This window comes from Gordonia neofelifaecis NRRL B-59395 (assembly GCF_000192435.1).
Lineage (GTDB): Bacteria > Actinomycetota > Actinomycetes > Mycobacteriales > Mycobacteriaceae > Gordonia > Gordonia neofelifaecis.
In genome coordinates, this window is sequence record NZ_AEUD01000032.1 from 1 (window position 1) to 15,060 (window position 15,060).

The window sequence follows — 15,060 nt, forward strand, 5'->3', positions numbered from 1 at the left end:
GGTCACGGTCCCGATGCTGAGCGTGTTCGCCGGGCCGGTGTCGCCGGTCAGCTCGCCGGATGCGATGAGCAGCGCGAGCCGCTCGGCCAGGTTCCGCGTGTTCTGTGCGATCTGGTGCAGCGGGTCGCTGGTCACCAGGTAGGGCAGCGAGTACGGGGCGGGTGTCGTTGCGGGCATATCAGCTCCAGATGTACAGGGCGGGGTCAGAACAGAATCGGAGGTCATACGACGAAATGGACTTGTCGAGCTGCCCGAGCGTGAGCGTCGAGCCGGTCGAGCTGCTGGCCAGGTTGGCGAACGTGACCGGCGACCCGGCCAGCGTGATCGGCGCGGGTGCCAGGTGGGTCGTGAACGTCCAGTGACCGCCGCCGTAGGCGATGACGCCACCGGCCGGGTACCAGACCGGCGGCACGTCCATGAGCGCGGCGAACGGTGACCCGGCGACCACGACCATGCGGACGGTCTGAGCCGGGCACGCCAGCGTCTCGAGGGTGTTCCAGTCCGGGATATCGCCAGCTCGGCGCGTGTCGTACACGATGGTCGGGTGAAACGCTCGCGCACCTTCGGCGAGACACTTCCGCTTCACGTCCTGCATGATCGGGTCAATTTGCAGACCGTCCTCGAACCATGAGTCGAACCGGAGTAGCCCGCGGTTGGCGCTGTCGTCCACGACGACGCGAGAGATGATGTCCTTCTTCGCGGCGACCGAGTCGTACCACTTGCACTCGAGGTGCGTGATGGCGTTCACCTGGTCGCTGCTGATCCGAACGTCACCCGATACGTCGTCGCCGCCGACGTACCCGGACGGGTACGGTTCGGAGTCCTGCGGATCCTCTCGGCCGGTGTTGTCCACCCACGCCGGTGCGTACAGCCGGACCGTGTCACCGACGTTTCGCCGGCCGAATTGCAGCGAGTAGCTGCCGTGGTCGTAGGCGGCCGGGATGCGGATGATGACGTTCCGGCGCGGGTTGTACACGAACTGATGCGAGAAGCTGGCGTACAGCTCCACGATGACCTCGAGCAGCGTCTTGTCGGTCATGTCCACGAACCGGCACTTACCGTTCTGATATGCCGCCTCGAAGTACGTTTCGCGGATGCCCGCCCACGAGCTGAGGGTGTTGAGAAAGTCGGCGTTCGCCTTCATCGTGCGGTCGGCGTCGAGCTTGACGAAACCCTGCTTATCCACCTGGGCCAGCGACGCCGAGCGGTCGGCCGCCTGAATGCGCAGCATCCACCCGTTCTCGAGGCCGTTCACGGTCCGCTGCTGTGAGCGCTCGGCGTCCACATTCGTTGTGCGGCCACGGAATACGACGAACGAGCCGGTGGCCGGTGCGGTCCGGGGTACGACCACGTCGAAGTCCAGACCGACCAGACCACGGCCGGGTGTGGCGCGCGCCAGGTTCACCGACGGGTTGAGCTCGGCGGCCCGGTCCGATTGCCACACGACGGCGGTGGCCACGGCCGGGTCCGGCTGTGTCCACACATCGGAGCGGCCCCAGTCGATCGTGAGGTCACCGAGAATGCACGCGTCAGCTGCGGGCAGACACTCGCGGCCGTCGGCGTCGAGGGCCGTCGAGCACGTCGGCGTGAGCGTGGTCGAGGTGGTCACGCCGGGCTGCCGGACCGCGATGGTGACGGTGGGCTTGGGGTTGACCATCACGCACCGACCCGGACGGCGAAGCCCTGACCGCGCGTGCGCGAGTTGCGGCCGACCGAGTTGGCGACCGCGTGCGCGACCTTCTGAGGGTCGGCGATACCCGAGCCATCCACCTGAATGATGGTGCGGTTGTCGATGTTCTGGACCATTCCGGCGCTCGAGGTACCGAGCTGCCCGAGCGCGGCGACCGACGGCCACCCGGACGCCAGGTGGAGCTCGCGGTACCCGGTGGGCGGCACCATGTGCACGGCGAGTCCGGGCCCGTCGGCCAGCGAGTTGAACGGGTTGACCTTGTCGAGCAGTGACGCGGCGCTCGAGAGCTTGTCGAGCAGCGACTGCACCCACCCGATGACGGTCTGAATCGCCGAGCCGACGCCGTCGATGAAGCCACGGATACCGTTCCACACGGACTCGCCGACCGACTTGACCCGGTTGAAGATGCTGATGACGGTGTTCACCGCGCCGGTGACCACGGACCCGATGACACCGGCGACCGTCGAGACGACCGAGCTGATGGCGTTCCACACGGCGCTCGCCACTGCCATCACCATGTTCCACGCGGCGGCGATGGCGGACGCACACGCGGACACGATGGCGTTGATGACCGCGATGACCGCCTGAATCACGGCCTGAATCATCATCCACACGGTCGTGGCGACGGTCTGAATCGTCGTCCAGATCAGCGACACGTTGATGCCGAACGCGCCGAGAATCGCCGACATGATGCCGACGACCGTCATCACGGCGTTCTGGATGAAGTTCCACACGGCGAGCGCGGCCGCCTGAATGCCGTTCCAGACCGCGACGACGGCGGCCTTGAACGCGTTCACGACGGCGAGGATGGCGGCGACGACGGCCGACGCGACGGCCTTGATGGCGTTCCACGCCACCCGCCACACGGTCGTGACGGCGGTACAGACCGCCTTCCAGATCGTCTGGAAGAACTTGGTTTTGGTCGCCAGCAGCACGATGACCGCGATGACCGCGACGATGGCCAGAACGATCCACGTTATCGGCGACGCCAGCAGCGCGCTGTTCATGATCGCGGTGGCGACGGCGGCGACCTTCATGGCCGCGCCGAACGCCAGGATCGCGCCGACGACGTACGGGAGCGCCGGACCGAGCCCGGACACGATGGCGGCGACCAGTCGGGCGATGGGCGGGATGACCGGCGCGACGGCGGCGACGACTTGAGCGAACGCGTCGGCCAGCTGCCCGATGGTCGGCACCAGCGCGGTGAACGCCTCCGACAGCACCGGGCCCACCGTGGCGGCCAGGTTCACCAGCGCCGGGGTCGCGGCCGTGATCGCGCCGCCGATGATGCCGAGCACCGACCCGAACGGACCGGCAGCAGCGGCGAGCTGACTGAACAGGTTGATGATCGGCTGGAGCAGCTGCCACAGCTGCTTGAACATGTTCAGAATCGGGTCGAGCTTGATCGACCCGCCGAACTCGAGCATCTTCGTGATGAGCGAGTTGAGTCCGGGCCCAACCTTGCCGATGAGCTGCGCGGTGACACCGGCGAGCTTGGACAGGTTGCCGCTGTTCTTGGCGATGGCACCGGCCGCGCCGTTGAACACTCCGGTGATGGCGCGGCCGACTCCGGACATGGCCGGGGTGATCCGGCCGAGCGTCGCGCCGAGCTTGCCGAACCCGACCGACATTCCCGAGAACGATGACGCCATCGCCGACTTGAACGTATCGAACTGTGGCGCAATGGTTTTCGCTGCGTTCTTGATGCCCTCGAAGCCAGCGATGACGACGGCGAGAGCCGGGGTGGCGACCGCGCCGAGACCGGCAGCGGCGACGCCGATGGCCGCGACGCTCGCCGCTGCGCCAGCGAGCGCCGGGGCCGACGCGGCAGCGAGCGCCGAGAACTTCGCCATCGACCGCGACATTTTGGCGATACCGGAATCGTCCGACCGCGAGATGATGCGGACGACGGCGGTGGAATCAGCCACGCTTAGCCTCCTCGGCTTGTTCCTGCAGAATGTCGATCAGGGTGGCCAGCATCTCGTCGGACTCGTCGGCGAGCGTCGAGGGCGGGACCTGCATGGCGATGGCGACAGCGGCGATCAGTCGGTGAGCGTCGCCGTCGCCGTAGGGTCCACGGTGTCGGTGCCCGCCTCGTCAATCGTCTCGCTGGCGTTGATGAAGTCATCGAACGAGCCGGTGAACCGGCCGAGCCGGACAAGCGCGGCGTACGCCCAAAACGTCGTGTACGTCTGCTGAGACTCCTGAAGCGTTCCCCACTTCTGTCGGCGGCCGGTCGCTTCGCCCTTGAGTCGGTCGGCGTTGGTCACCACAATGTCGCGGTGCTCGGTGCCGTCGAGCATGAGCACGTCCAGGATGATGCGGGTGATCGGCTTGCTGGACAACGGAACTCCTAAATGTCGTTGGCCACGTCGTGAGCGAACTGCTCGAAGAACGCGGCGATATCGGTGGTCTGGAGCGCCGGGCGGAGGAACGGGTGCGCGTGCATGACGCGTGTTCCGTGCTCCTGAAACCCGGCGTAGCGAACGCGGTTGAACACGCTCGCCGTGTGCTTGGTGACGCGCCCACGATTTCGGCCGGCCAGATTGCCGGTGTCCTTCGGCGCGAGCTCGGATGCTCGGTCGGCGACCGCGTCGGCCGCCTGCTTGAGCGGCTCGTGTGGGTTGTCGATGTGCGCGGCGGCCCGGGCCAGGTTCGCCCTGATCCGGTCATCGCCGCGCACATCGACGCGGAGGGTGGCCACGGTTACGGGGCCGGGACAGCGGGCGGGTACTCGGTGGAGTCCGGGGTGGCGTCCGGGGTGAACGTCGGCAGCCCGACCAGATCGAACTCGGCGTCGCTGATGTTGCGCTTCTTGACGTCGCCGCCGAACTCGACAGGGTCGATCACCACGACGCCGGTGATCGTCGCCACCTCGGACTCGAGCGGCACGAACTTGAACGGGACTTCTTTGCCCGCGTTCGCCCACGTCCAGTCAATCAGTCCGTTCTCCTCGAGGTCCTGCGCGGCCGAGAACTCGAGCTTGGACGTGTACGTCTTCTCGCCGGTGATGACGCCGCCGCACAGCGTCGGCAGATCATCCTCCTTGTCGCTGTCAAACGTGATCTTGGCAGCGGTGACCTGACAGCTGATGTCGAGCTGGTCGGCGGTCACTTCGCCGAAGATGAGCGAGCCGGGCCCGAGAGCGGGAATAGGACGCTTGATGGCCATGATGGTGCCTTTCAGGTGGTGGTGGTGATGACGAGCGCCGGGAGCGCGACGCCGACGCCAGGCGGGGTGACGGTCATCGGCTTGACCGGCTCATCGAACGTGACGACTTCGGCCGCCTTGTCGAGCAGCTCGCCGAGCGCGCCGAGCGACTGACCCGACCCGAAGTCGCCAGCGATCAGGCACACGGCCGCGCGCACCTGGTAGCCGCCGCACAGCGTCGGGGTGGTCACGTCGGCGACGGTCACCCACGCACACGGCGGATTGAGGTTGCGAGCGTCGGTGGTGGCGCTGACTCCGGCCGCCTCGAGCGCGGTGACGATGCGTTCCAGTGACGCCGCGAGCTCGCTCATCCGACGATCAGCTTCCGGTGATTGCCGAGCTTGAGCAGCTGGCTGATGGTCGGGTCATACCGTGCGACGAACGACGGGTCGAGCTCGCCGAACGACTCGACGCCGCCGGGACTGTTCCGACGCCGGACGATGAGCGCGGCCAGCATGAGCGCGCCGAGCTGCACGGCATCGGTGAGCTCGCCGTCACCGTGTATCTCCCTCACATACACGCTGACGGCGGGCACCACCTCGGACACGTACGCGTCCGGCGCGGACATGCCGAGCCAGGTCGCCACCGACAGCTCGGTGATGACCGGTTCTACCGGCGTCGGCGTGGTCACGGCGTGACCGTGAACGCGATCTTGACCAGCCCGTCGGGGTTGTCGACGGTCTGCCCGGTGTACCCGAACATGGCGCGGTCACGGCCACCGTGGCTGAGGTGCTCGGCCTCGACGCGCAGCGGCGAGCCGGGCAGCTCCCAGAACGTCGTCGCGGGCTTCGCACCGGCCACCAGCGTCCCGGCCGGGACGTGGTCACGCCACAGAATCATCGACGGATCGACGCCGAGCTGGTCCCAGAACGCGGGCTTGTTCTGTGCCGTGAGCTCGAGCAGCTTGAGCTGATCGGCGCTGTTGGCCAGGTAGTAGCTCGGCAGCACGCCGGTGGCCTTCTTGACGCTGTTCTTGGCCTGATACATGGCGAGCACCAGCGCCGGAATCTCGCCGACCGGCGCGAGCGGCGCGACGGTCTTGGCGTTGGCGACGATGAACGCACCGGCCGCCTGGTCGGTGACGACGGCGTACGACTCGTTCATCATCGCCCAGTAGTCGGCCAGGATGCCCGCGTCACCGAAGTCCCAGAACTTGCGGTCGAGGTCGTGGCCGCCAGCCCACCGGGTCGCCTCCGACTCGTAGGGCTCGACCGACACCGGGCCCGACGGAATCTCCGTCTTGTCGCCGGTGTACGCGGCGACCAGCGGCTTGTCCTTCCACCGGAAACCCTGCATACGCCACGAGCGCAGCGGCTTCTGATTGAGCAGCGGCACGAGCTCGCGCTGCTTGGCCGGGCCCGACCACAGCTGCCCGAGCCACGCGGGCGGGATGGCGTCGGTCAGACCCGAGTTGGTGATGTCCGACAGCGCGGCGTGCACCACCTGCGAGCGGTCGCGGCTGGCGGCGAGGATCGTCTGAGCGGCCTCGTACGCCGACGCGTGCACGATGGTCGGCGAGCGGTGCTCGGTGAGCGCGGCCGGGACCACCGGCGGCGTCGCCGGGGTGTATCCGGCGTGAGCCACAGCCGGGGCGGCCGGTGCCTGCTCGGCGGCCGGGGCCGCCGGTGCGGATTCGGCCGGCCGATTCGCTGCGGCCGGGTCGATGGCGACGGCCGCGATATCGGCGGCGTCGAAGTACTCGGCCGCCTTCGCTCGAGCGGCCTGCTCGGTGGCACCGGCGGCCATCATGGCGTGAATGAAGTCCTTGACGTTCATAGTGTCGTGCTCCTGGGTGATGTGGGTGTACTCGGCATTGAGGTTGTGAACGCGCGCGTCATCGAACGCCGGGCGGTCCACGAGCGCCACGCCGGTCAGGATCGAGTCCTGCACGGTGGTGGCGTTCTTCTTGACGGCGCGCAGCTCGGCGCTGAACGCGTCGAACACGCCTTCGCGCACCTGGTCGATGGCGGCGTCACCGTCCGGGGTCCGGGCGATGGCGAACGACATATGCAGCCCGTCGGCCTTCGGCTCGTACGACAGCGCGCGGCCGACGGGCTTGTGACCTTCGGTGCCGGTGTGCTTGAACAGCAGCTTGACGCGGCCGATATCGCGCGGCACGCGGACCGCGCCGGGCGGGATCGTGAGCGCACCGGCCGTCGTCGCGCCCTGCTGATTCCACGGAATGACCAGCCCGGACACGACGCGCTCGGACTCGGACGCCAGCAGGTCGCCAGCTGCGCCGTCGAGCTGGAGCAGCTCGCCGGTGTCCGATGCCATCATCGCCGGGAGCGGCGCGGCCAGGTCGAGGCGACCGCGAGCGGGGCGCGACTGCTCGTCGGGCGGCGACGCGGCCAGCTGCGGCAGCACGTCGCGCAGCCACGCCTCGACGCCGGGATAGGTCAGCAGTCGGGTGACGACGGCGTTACCCGCGACGGCGGCCACGACGGCGACCGTCGCCCACACTGCGCCGAGCTCACGGTTGACGAGCGGCCACAGGATCGGCACCACGGCGACCGTGGTGGCGAGCGAGCTGCGGACGACGGCGCGGTGCGGGTGCACCACCTGGGTCGTGGTGTCGGAGTCCGGGAGTCGATGGCTCACAGCTCGTCACCTCCGACCTTCGCCAGCGTCACGAGCAGGTACAGCCCGAGCAGCGAGACCGCGCCGACAGCGCCGACGACGACGCCGATCAGGAACGGCCAGATCATCGGTCGTTGGCCTTGAGCTCGGCGACGGCGTCGATCAGCGTCAGCGGCTCGCCCTTGTCGTTGGTGCCGAGCTGCGGCCACGGCCGAAGCTGCCCATAGATGTAGTCGAGCTTCCGGCGGTCCTCGTCGGTGAATGCCATGTCATCGTCCTCCTGCTGTGATGTGCCGGTCAGGTGCTTGTTCACCAGCGCCACGAACTGTGCGCGCGGGAACCCTGCGCCGGGGTCTGTGTGGTCGGTGGCGTGCCAGGCGAACACGGTGGTGTCGTGGCCGCCGATGCCGCGCGCACCGGCGCGCATACGGTCGCCGGTGAGCCAGGTCGCCGGGATGTTGTACCGGCGGCACCAGTCGGCGACGGCGCGCGCGGCGGCGTCGAGCTGCCGGGGCTGCGCGAGCCATTCCGCGGTGGACTGAACGGCGCGGCCGACGAAACACAGGTGCAGACCGCGCTCGTTCGCCGGGCTGCCAGCAGCCCACGGAACGAACTCGTCGTCGTTGCTGCGGACGATGCGGCCGGTGCGGTCCACGATGAGCGTGTACGACGCTTGGCTGCTCGGCTTCTGCAAGTACGCGGCCAGGTCGTCGGCGCGGCCGTTCGGGTCACCCTCGTTTGTGTGGACGATGACCAGCGACGGCGGCGCGGCGCGTACGCCGGAATCGTTGGGAGACAACATGTCTCGGTCTGCCTTGAACTGGCTCACTGTGCTACTCCGGTTTCGGTGGGTGCGGGCGGGGTCGAGCCGCTGCCGTCGTCGGGCGGGCCGTCGGTGGCGCCGGGCCCGGTGACGGCGTCGAGCTCGAAGCGGATGGCGGTACCTCGAGGGCTCACGTCGTCCATGCCGAGCCGGGCGGCGATGGGCGACATGTAGGTGGACAGCCCATAGTCGATGAGGTCGCGCGCCTTGTCGCGGGTCGTCTCGTACGTGAGCGACGACTTGTCGGTGGTGGCGTCGAGCACCGAGCCGGGCAGATTGGTGGCTCGAGCCACGTCGAGCGCGGCGGCGTTGCGGCCCTCGACCAGCAGGTGTTCGGAGAACGTGCCGAGCTCGCGCGCCTCGACACCGGCCGACGTGAACGCCACGCCGCCGTTCTCGCCGAGCCGAGCCTTACGCCACGAGTCGATGAGGTCGGTGCGGTCCTTGTCCGACAGCGGCAGATCGTTGGTCTGGTGCAGCTCGAGGTACGCCGACGGGGTCGCGGCGGCCGTCGCGGCGGCGTGCAGCAGGTCGGCCGCGTGCCGGATGGCGGTCGATGAGTCGTGCAGCAGTCCCTCGTCTGAGCCGGGAATCAGCACAATCGACGCGGGGTCGGCGACGGTTTCGATGCCCTGGTCACCGATGTACACGACGCGGCCCTGATCGACGCGCCACGCGCTGTAGGGCACGCGGTCGGCGGCAATGACGCGGCCGCTGCCGTCGCGGCCGACCGCCCACAGCGACCAGCCGTAGAACAGCAGATCGTCCACGGTCCACAGCATCCGGTGATACGGCGAGACCGGGCCGTCGGTGCGGTCGAGCCACAGCGGCCGGTCGGAGCCGGTCAGCATCGTCTCGCCACGGTATGCGCGCAGCGGCATACGGGCGATGGTCGTGGCCGCGATGTTCCGGGCCCGCTTGACGGCCGGAATCGCCATCGCGGTCTGTCGGGTCAGACCGCCGTGTGTCGGCAGCCAGTCCGGCGCGACGACGCTCACGAGATGGTTGGTGTCGTCGTACGGCGACAGCCGGGACACCTGACCGGCTGCTATCGCCGGGGCGGCCAGCGCGGTGCGTACGCGACTCAGGAAACTCACGCGGTCACCTTCTCGCCGACCGACTCGGTTCCTGAAACGTCGCGGTTGTAGCGCTCGGCGAAACGGGCCGCGTTCCACGATGCCTTGAGGTTGTGGTGCGCGTGCCGAAGATGGTCCGCGACAAGGCGATACGCCGACGGTTTCGTGTGCGCGAGACCGCGCCACGAGCAGCCGGGAGCGTTGCACAGCACGACGGCGCTGTACGGGGTGGAGTCGATGGTGTACGCGGTCGGTGCCTTCGGCATGGTTGGTCAGCTCCAGATCATCGGGCGGGTGGGTGGTGCGGGCTGGTCGGCGAGCGCGCGGACGGCGAGCGTGGCCGCCTCGAGCACGGCGATTGATCCGGCCGAGCCACGGCGGGACCAGTGCAGCCGGTCGCCGCTGGTGCGCAGCGCGGCGGCGTCGAACGCGTCGGTGAACGCCTCGTGAGCCCGGATGCGGACCGTCGGCGGCGTCGCGCGGATGCGGTCAAGAAAATCGGCCGTCGAGCTCGACAGCTCGGCGTCGGCGTACCGGGTGACGGTCGCGCCGAGCCGGTCGGCGTCGTCGGCGATTGATCCGGCCGGGCCCGCTGGCGCGATGGCGACGTGGCCTCCGTGACGGTCGGTGAGCTCGGCGCACCGGGCGGCCACGCCTTCGGCTGAGGTGAACCGAGCGACGAGCTCGACCACCGGCGTGCCGTCGTCGGCGGCCATGCACGCCACGATGGCGGCGTCATCGCGCTCGAACGACAGCGCGCACCCGAACACGACCGCGCCGGTGGCGGGCAGCGGCGTGGTCGTCGTCGCGGCGTCCACGATTTCGGCCGGCAAAAGTCGGGACTCGGTGCGCGTTCGGACGTTGCCGTATGCGCGGAGGAACTCGCCGCTGCTGAGCTGCTCGCGGGCGGCCGGGAGAATCGCCGCCTTCTGAGTGTGTCCGATGGCCGGGTGAGCTGCTGCGATGGCCGGATAATCGTCCGGGGTCACGCCGTCGGCCACGCCGTAGTCCACCAGGCACAGCGCGCCGTCGTGGCCACGCGCCACCAGATCGTGAAACCATACAGACTCGGCTGTTCCGGCCGTGCTGATGATGATGGTCTGAGCGTTCGGCCGCGTCGATTGCGTCGGCGTGATCGCACCCATGAGTCCGTGAGCTTGAGGCTCGTCGAAGAACCACGCCTCGTCAATCACGTTGAGGTCAGATTGGTTGCCGTGCAACGAATCTGGCGTAGGCGGGTGCATCTTCGCTCGAGCGCCGGTGCCGAGCAGCTCCATCGACGTGTCGCCAGCGCCGCGCTTGGACTTGATGAGCGGCCCGAGCGCCGAGCGGTCGATGGCGTCCATCATCTCCCACATCTGTTCACGAGCCTTGATGCCGGTCTGAGCGGTGTACCAGACTCGGCCGCCTTCGCCGAGCATGATGAGCCGGTGCAGCATCACGGCCGCCAGTAGCGCCGTCTTGCCCGACTGGCGCGGAACCGTGACGACGACGAGCGGGTGAATCAGTCGGCCGCTGGCGTCACACTCGCCGATCAGGTCGGCGGCCAGAATCTGCCACGGCATGAGCGGGCGGCCGAGCAGCTCGGACACACGGGCGATTTTCGCGCCGTACGTCCGGCTGCTACTGCGCGGAGTCAGATACCGGGGCTGAGTCATCGGCGCTGGCGAGCTCGGCGAGAAGCTGGCGGTAGTCGCTGTCGAGGTCGGTCTGCCGAGACTCCGGCGTCATATGCGCGTCGCGCAGCGCTTCGGTCATGGCCGGGATGAGCTTGGCCGGACCGTAGTGATGGTTCGACTTCTCCATGCTGTCGAGGGCCCAAGCACCAGCGCGCAGCACGGTCGCCAGACCGCCGTCGAGCTCGCCCATGACCTCGGCAGCGTTGGCAGCGGTCAGCGCCGCGTCCATCGCCTTAGAGTGCCGACCGCGCAGCACCTGACCGACTCGCACGTCGGCCAGACGCTCGTCGGCGTCGAACAGGGACACTTGACCAGCTCGAGGGGCTGCGGGATCGGGACGTGGCATACCGATACTATGCACCGACGAATGAATACTATGCAACGCCTCCGGCTGCATATTATTCACGACTATGCAGACTTGACATGGCCGCGTGAGTGTGCATCCGCCGGTTTTCGGTACCGACCCCCCTATATTTGACCTGGGGAAAGAACGGGGGCACCGGGGGCTCCTGCCGGTACCCTACCGACTCAAAACCTTCGGGCTCGAGCTCGTCGCGCATATTATTCACGCGGTTTATGCAGGATCGAACGCATACTTATGCATGTCCGATCCTGCATAGCCGTGCATATTATGCAGCTCGTCACCAGTCGCGCGACGGGTCCGACGATGGCGTGGCCACCTGCTCGACGCCGTCGTACCACCGAGCCACAGCCTCGAGTGCTCGAGGTGGTCGCTCACCCATGCGAGCCATGACCACGTCGCGGCCGGGGTCGATGGTGACCACGCGCCAGCCTCGAGCTCGGTAGCTGCCGAGCCGCTTGGGTGTGGGCTGAGTGTCCACCAGCCACACGCGGGCCCGGCCGCGCGGCCCGGTGGCCGCCGCGATGGCCGCCGTACGGGCCGCTGCGGCGACGTGAGGCACGCCGTCGGGGTGGTCGTGCGTGCTGGCACCGGGCAGCTGGAGCGCCACAGCGAGCGCGTCGAAGTCGATGACCACGTCGCCGGGCTTGGCGTGCTCGTGGATGAACGTCGTCTTGCCCGCTGCGGGCGGCCCGCACACGACCGTGACCTGATGGCCGGTCGCGCCGGTGCCGCGCCGCTGATTGCACGCCAGGTGCGCCGGTCTGAGGTTGTCGAGCGTGTCGGGGCCGCCGAGCGCTCGAGGGATCAGGTGATCGGCGCTGTCGGCACCGGGACGGCCGCACAGATGGCACGTCGTGCCGTACGCCTCGAGCGTGGCCGCGCGGAGCCGAGCAGCCCGACGGCCGCCCCACTTGCTCACAGCGGTCCGTTGTGGATCGGGCACGGCGCGAGCTCGCTCGTGTGGCACAAGCAGCGCGACCGCGATGATGCCGACGAGACGGATGCGCCGCCGACCGCTCGAGGGATGATCGGCACGACGTTGGCGGGGTGCTGGTCGGGCTCGTCGCCGCGACAGTGGGCCCGGACCGCCAGGAACACATCGGCGGCCATGTACGCGTCGCCGAGCGCCGTGTGCGCCGCGTCGCGGTCGGTGTCCACGTTCCACAGCTCGCAGCTCGAGCGGAGTGACGGCGTCCGGTCGAGGTTCAGCGCCACCTCGGTCGCCAGCTCCACGTCGTACAGGCGGAAGTGCCACGGCGGCGTCTCGTCGTCGGTGAACGTCGCCAGCCAAGCCCACAGGATCGCGGCGTCATAGGCGACGTTCGCGCCGACCAGGGTCGCGCCGCGCAGCAGCTCCACGAGCTCGAGCATCATGTCAGCGGTTTCGGCCGGCCGAAGCATGGCCGCATACAGGCGACGCTCGTAGAAGCGGTTCACAGCGAGCGCGTCGGGTGATGCCTTGTGCAGCACAGCATCCGGGGTGTGAGGAACGAAGCCCAGGACACGACCGTACGGGCCGCGCGGATCGTTCTCGAGTATCTCGACAGCACCGATCTCGAGCGGGCACGCGGTCAGCGTGTTCAGTCCGGTGGTCTCGAGGTCGAGCGCTACGTATCGGTGGGTCATCTTTTGGTTCTCCTATCGGTTGCAGTCCCTTACGGGACTGCTGAGCCACCAAGAACGGCTATCTGCCGGTTGGTGAGGTGCGGGTGGTGGGTGTCCCTGCTGATCGTCGGATGACTGGATCAGCAGGGCCGTTCTGCCGGTCGGAGCCGGACGGTCTGGAGCCTGCTAACACGCGCCGGGCATTACTCGGCGCGTCGGGACTGGGATGTTCCACCGGGCCCGGCCGTAGCCGTATTGCTGCCCGAGTCCGCCTTTACCAGCGGCCCGGTGTGATCGGGTGTGCACTTCCTGACATGCGTGCACGCGGAGAGAAGCCCATCTAACGGGCGACGCACCGGGCGGGTCAGGCTCGGTTATTCGGTTGGGGCACAGCGGGATTGAGCAGAGTTGCCTAGAACAGGACTTCGGATGGATCAGGGGCCGTCGGGGGCTGGTCTCGACAGTCGCGGCAGATCAGGTCACGCGGCGGGTCGTACTTGGGGTGAAATGGTCGGTCGCACAGCGAGCACCGGGGCTTGTTCGCCAGCACGCCAGCGCGGTTCTCTTCCACGGTTGACGGGTGCTCGCTGCGCCACTCGAACTTCATGGCTGGCAGACGTGAGGCTCGAGGATCACCGACTCATCGGTGGTCAGGAACATCGGGCCGTCCGGTTCGGGCACGGACCAGGTGCGCAGCGTCCGGCCGCGCGGGTGTTCCCACCCGAGCGCGACGAGCTGGCCACAGCCACGGCACGAGCGGACGAGCCCGGTGCTGAGCGAGACGGCGCGAGCGCGCGACTTCTTGCTCACTCGCCACCGCCCGGAACTTCGCCGGTGACGACGTAGTTGGCGACCTCAATCAGTGGGAGGTGCGCGACCGCTGAGCTACCCGCGAAACGGCGTTCGGCGAGCACATCGCGCGCCACGATGAGCGCGGCGGCGCGGCGACGCTGTGAGGGCTTGAGCGGGCCGACGCTGGGAGTCGTCGCGGCGGTCATTGGCGTGCCTCGGCGATCTTCTGCCGAGCGCGGTCAGCCAGGTCGGTGACGGCGTCGGCGAGCTGCTCGAGGTCGGTAACGAACTGGTCCATCTCGTCATCGGTGCGCGGCACCAGGATGAGGATGAACGAGCCGGACGGCGGCGAGATGACGTGCGGTGCCACGTCGGCCATTTCGGCGCTCACAGCGGACGCGGGCGGTAGTGGTGGAAGGTCGGCCGGTTGGCCGCTGTGGGCCGCTCCGGGGCCCGATGACGACCGGCCGGGTGGCGCAGCTGCGCCGCGTCGAGGTCGGCCGTCGTCGGCGTCGTGAGCTCGAGACGCTCGGCGTCGCGGCGCTTGGACCAACGGTGGAAGTCGAACGCCAGGATGAGCAGCGACGCCACCAGGATGCCGATGAGGATGGCGACGATGGCGACGCCGTACGCCTGAATAGCCGGGGTCAGCATGACGCACCCGCCAGACGTTCGATTTCGGCGCGGTCGAACACGTACGCGCCAGTCGTGCCGGGCATTTTGCCCGCTGTGCGGAGTCGGCCGGACCGGACCCACCGGGAGATGGTCACCGGAGTGACGCTGAACATGCGCGCTACTTCTGCCGTCGAGAGCGGCGGCTCACTCTGTGCTGTCATGACCTCAGAGTGACGTAATCACGTCACTGTGTCAATGACAGCACTTTGTACTGGTCAGTATTTGGTGTTGTAGTTGCGACAATGTGCAGGTACGGTCTGTTTATGACCACAGCACAGCAGCGCGGCGTAATTCCCACACTCACGGAATCTCAGCGACTCACGGTCGCTCGTCAGTACGTCGGTCTGTCTCAGACCGAGTTTGCGACCATGCTCGGCGTCTCGACGGCGACGGTTCAGCGCGCGGAGTCCGGCGTCACGCGTCCGCGACGGACGACGTTTATGGCCTGGTCGATGGCGACCGGCGTGGACCTGCATTGGCTGGAAACGGGAGAAGCCCCGTCACCGGATGGTGACGGGGCTTCCCAGGGGTGCGCCATCAGGGACTCGAACCCCGAACCCGCTGAT

General features: G+C 68.2%; 21 protein-coding genes. 1 reads left to right on the forward strand and 20 read right to left on the reverse strand.

Annotation, left to right across the window (positions count from 1 at the left end):
• Nucleotides 1–178: 178 nt before the first annotated feature.
• The 20 genes from SCNU_RS19675 to SCNU_RS21160 all read right to left on the reverse strand — a co-directional run bounded on the left by SCNU_RS19675 (nucleotide 179) and on the right by SCNU_RS21160 (nucleotide 14,655).
• Nucleotides 179–1,657 carry a hypothetical protein gene (locus SCNU_RS19675; protein ID WP_009681168.1) on the reverse strand — a complete coding sequence of 493 codons (1,479 nt, stop codon included), beginning with the start codon at nucleotides 1,655–1,657 and terminating at the stop codon, nucleotides 179–181.
• Complete coding sequence (locus SCNU_RS19680) at nucleotides 1,657–3,618, reverse strand: phage tail protein (RefSeq protein WP_009681169.1); 1,962 nt, start codon at nucleotides 3,616–3,618, stop codon at nucleotides 1,657–1,659. Before SCNU_RS19680 ends, SCNU_RS19675 begins: the two co-directional genes overlap by 1 nt.
• A 114-nt stretch (nucleotides 3,619–3,732) precedes the next feature.
• On the reverse strand, nucleotides 3,733–4,035 hold the full coding sequence (locus SCNU_RS19685) for a hypothetical protein (RefSeq protein WP_009681171.1): 303 nt from the start codon (nucleotides 4,033–4,035) through the stop codon (nucleotides 3,733–3,735).
• Between the two features lie 8 nt (nucleotides 4,036–4,043).
• Complete coding sequence (locus tag SCNU_RS19690) at nucleotides 4,044–4,394, reverse strand: HK97-gp10 family putative phage morphogenesis protein (RefSeq protein WP_009681172.1); 351 nt, start codon at nucleotides 4,392–4,394, stop codon at nucleotides 4,044–4,046.
• 2 nt (nucleotides 4,395–4,396) lie between these two features.
• On the reverse strand, nucleotides 4,397–4,861 hold the full coding sequence (locus SCNU_RS19695; RefSeq protein ID WP_009681173.1) for a hypothetical protein: 465 nt from the start codon (nucleotides 4,859–4,861) through the stop codon (nucleotides 4,397–4,399).
• An 11-nt stretch (nucleotides 4,862–4,872) separates the two neighbouring features.
• Complete coding sequence (locus tag SCNU_RS19700; RefSeq protein WP_009681174.1) at nucleotides 4,873–5,211, reverse strand: hypothetical protein; 339 nt, start codon at nucleotides 5,209–5,211, stop codon at nucleotides 4,873–4,875.
• On the reverse strand, nucleotides 5,208–5,531 hold the full coding sequence (locus SCNU_RS19705; protein ID WP_009681175.1) for a hypothetical protein: 324 nt from the start codon (nucleotides 5,529–5,531) through the stop codon (nucleotides 5,208–5,210). The genes SCNU_RS19700 and SCNU_RS19705 overlap by 4 nt, the downstream gene beginning before the upstream one ends.
• Nucleotides 5,528–7,501 carry an HK97 family phage prohead protease gene (locus tag SCNU_RS19710; protein ID WP_009681176.1) on the reverse strand — a complete coding sequence of 658 codons (1,974 nt, stop codon included), beginning with the start codon at nucleotides 7,499–7,501 and terminating at the stop codon, nucleotides 5,528–5,530. Before SCNU_RS19710 ends, SCNU_RS19705 begins: the two co-directional genes overlap by 4 nt.
• Nucleotides 7,502–7,604: 103 nt before the next feature.
• Nucleotides 7,605–8,282 carry a peptidoglycan recognition protein family protein gene (locus SCNU_RS20075; RefSeq protein WP_083812644.1) on the reverse strand — a complete coding sequence of 226 codons (678 nt, stop codon included), beginning with the start codon at nucleotides 8,280–8,282 and terminating at the stop codon, nucleotides 7,605–7,607.
• Between the two features lie 23 nt (nucleotides 8,283–8,305).
• The gene (locus SCNU_RS19720; protein WP_009681179.1) at nucleotides 8,306–9,400 is read right to left on the reverse strand and encodes a phage portal protein; all 1,095 of its coding nucleotides are present in this window, start codon (nucleotides 9,398–9,400) and stop codon (nucleotides 8,306–8,308) included.
• The gene (locus SCNU_RS19725) at nucleotides 9,397–9,645 is read right to left on the reverse strand and encodes a hypothetical protein (RefSeq protein ID WP_009681180.1); all 249 of its coding nucleotides are present in this window, start codon (nucleotides 9,643–9,645) and stop codon (nucleotides 9,397–9,399) included. Before SCNU_RS19725 ends, SCNU_RS19720 begins: the two co-directional genes overlap by 4 nt.
• A gap of 6 nt (nucleotides 9,646–9,651) precedes the next feature.
• Nucleotides 9,652–10,971, reverse strand: a complete 1,320-nt coding sequence (locus SCNU_RS19730; RefSeq protein ID WP_009681181.1) for a terminase large subunit domain-containing protein — start codon at nucleotides 10,969–10,971, stop codon at nucleotides 9,652–9,654.
• Nucleotides 10,972–11,002: 31 nt separating this feature from the next.
• Complete coding sequence (locus tag SCNU_RS19735; RefSeq protein WP_009681182.1) at nucleotides 11,003–11,365, reverse strand: hypothetical protein; 363 nt, start codon at nucleotides 11,363–11,365, stop codon at nucleotides 11,003–11,005.
• Between the two features lie 334 nt (nucleotides 11,366–11,699).
• Entirely contained in the window at nucleotides 11,700–12,341 is a 642-nt protein-coding gene (locus tag SCNU_RS19740; RefSeq protein ID WP_009681183.1) for an HNH endonuclease signature motif containing protein, read from the reverse strand.
• On the reverse strand, nucleotides 12,338–13,048 hold the full coding sequence (locus SCNU_RS19750; protein ID WP_009681184.1) for a 3'-5' exonuclease: 711 nt from the start codon (nucleotides 13,046–13,048) through the stop codon (nucleotides 12,338–12,340). The genes SCNU_RS19740 and SCNU_RS19750 overlap by 4 nt, the downstream gene beginning before the upstream one ends.
• A 582-nt stretch (nucleotides 13,049–13,630) precedes the next feature.
• Complete coding sequence (locus SCNU_RS19755; protein WP_009681185.1) at nucleotides 13,631–13,837, reverse strand: hypothetical protein; 207 nt, start codon at nucleotides 13,835–13,837, stop codon at nucleotides 13,631–13,633.
• Entirely contained in the window at nucleotides 13,834–14,025 is a 192-nt protein-coding gene (locus SCNU_RS19760) for a hypothetical protein (RefSeq protein ID WP_009681186.1), read from the reverse strand. The genes SCNU_RS19755 and SCNU_RS19760 overlap by 4 nt, the downstream gene beginning before the upstream one ends.
• Nucleotides 14,022–14,198: a hypothetical protein gene (locus tag SCNU_RS20685; protein WP_009681187.1), complete on the reverse strand. Its 177-nt coding sequence runs from the start codon at nucleotides 14,196–14,198 to the stop codon at nucleotides 14,022–14,024. Before SCNU_RS20685 ends, SCNU_RS19760 begins: the two co-directional genes overlap by 4 nt.
• An 8-nt stretch (nucleotides 14,199–14,206) precedes the next feature.
• The gene (locus SCNU_RS19770) at nucleotides 14,207–14,473 is read right to left on the reverse strand and encodes a hypothetical protein (protein WP_009681188.1); all 267 of its coding nucleotides are present in this window, start codon (nucleotides 14,471–14,473) and stop codon (nucleotides 14,207–14,209) included.
• Nucleotides 14,467–14,655 carry a helix-turn-helix domain-containing protein gene (locus SCNU_RS21160; RefSeq protein WP_083812643.1) on the reverse strand — a complete coding sequence of 63 codons (189 nt, stop codon included), beginning with the start codon at nucleotides 14,653–14,655 and terminating at the stop codon, nucleotides 14,467–14,469. Before SCNU_RS21160 ends, SCNU_RS19770 begins: the two co-directional genes overlap by 7 nt.
• 102 nt (nucleotides 14,656–14,757) lie before the next feature.
• Here SCNU_RS21160 and SCNU_RS20300 point away from each other — a divergent pair.
• A partial coding sequence (locus tag SCNU_RS20300; RefSeq protein WP_083812645.1) for a helix-turn-helix domain-containing protein occupies nucleotides 14,758–15,060 on the forward strand: 303 nt, incomplete at its 3' end.

What these genes read in the sequence shown, in the direction of transcription:
- SCNU_RS19675 (WP_009681168.1), bottom strand. Translation starts at nt 1,657, where the DNA reads ATGGTCAACCCCAAGCCCACCGTCACCATCGCGGTCCGGCAGCCCGGC.
- SCNU_RS19695 (WP_009681173.1), bottom strand. Translation starts at nt 4,861, where the DNA reads ATGGCCATCAAGCGTCCTATTCCCGCTCTCGGGCCCGGCTCGCTCATC.
- SCNU_RS19700 (WP_009681174.1), bottom strand. Translation starts at nt 5,211, where the DNA reads ATGAGCGAGCTCGCGGCGTCACTGGAACGCATCGTCACCGCGCTCGAG.
- SCNU_RS20075 (WP_083812644.1), bottom strand. Translation starts at nt 8,282, where the DNA reads ATGTTGTCTCCCAACGATTCCGGCGTACGCGCCGCGCCGCCGTCGCTG.
- SCNU_RS19725 (WP_009681180.1), bottom strand. Translation starts at nt 9,645, where the DNA reads ATGCCGAAGGCACCGACCGCGTACACCATCGACTCCACCCCGTACAGC.
- SCNU_RS19750 (WP_009681184.1), bottom strand. Translation starts at nt 13,048, where the DNA reads ATGACCCACCGATACGTAGCGCTCGACCTCGAGACCACCGGACTGAAC.
- SCNU_RS19760 (WP_009681186.1), bottom strand. Translation starts at nt 14,025, where the DNA reads ATGACCGCCGCGACGACTCCCAGCGTCGGCCCGCTCAAGCCCTCACAG.
- SCNU_RS20685 (WP_009681187.1), bottom strand. Translation starts at nt 14,198, where the DNA reads ATGGCCGACGTGGCACCGCACGTCATCTCGCCGCCGTCCGGCTCGTTC.
- SCNU_RS19770 (WP_009681188.1), bottom strand. Translation starts at nt 14,473, where the DNA reads ATGCTGACCCCGGCTATTCAGGCGTACGGCGTCGCCATCGTCGCCATC.
- SCNU_RS21160 (WP_083812643.1), bottom strand. Translation starts at nt 14,655, where the DNA reads ATGACAGCACAGAGTGAGCCGCCGCTCTCGACGGCAGAAGTAGCGCGC.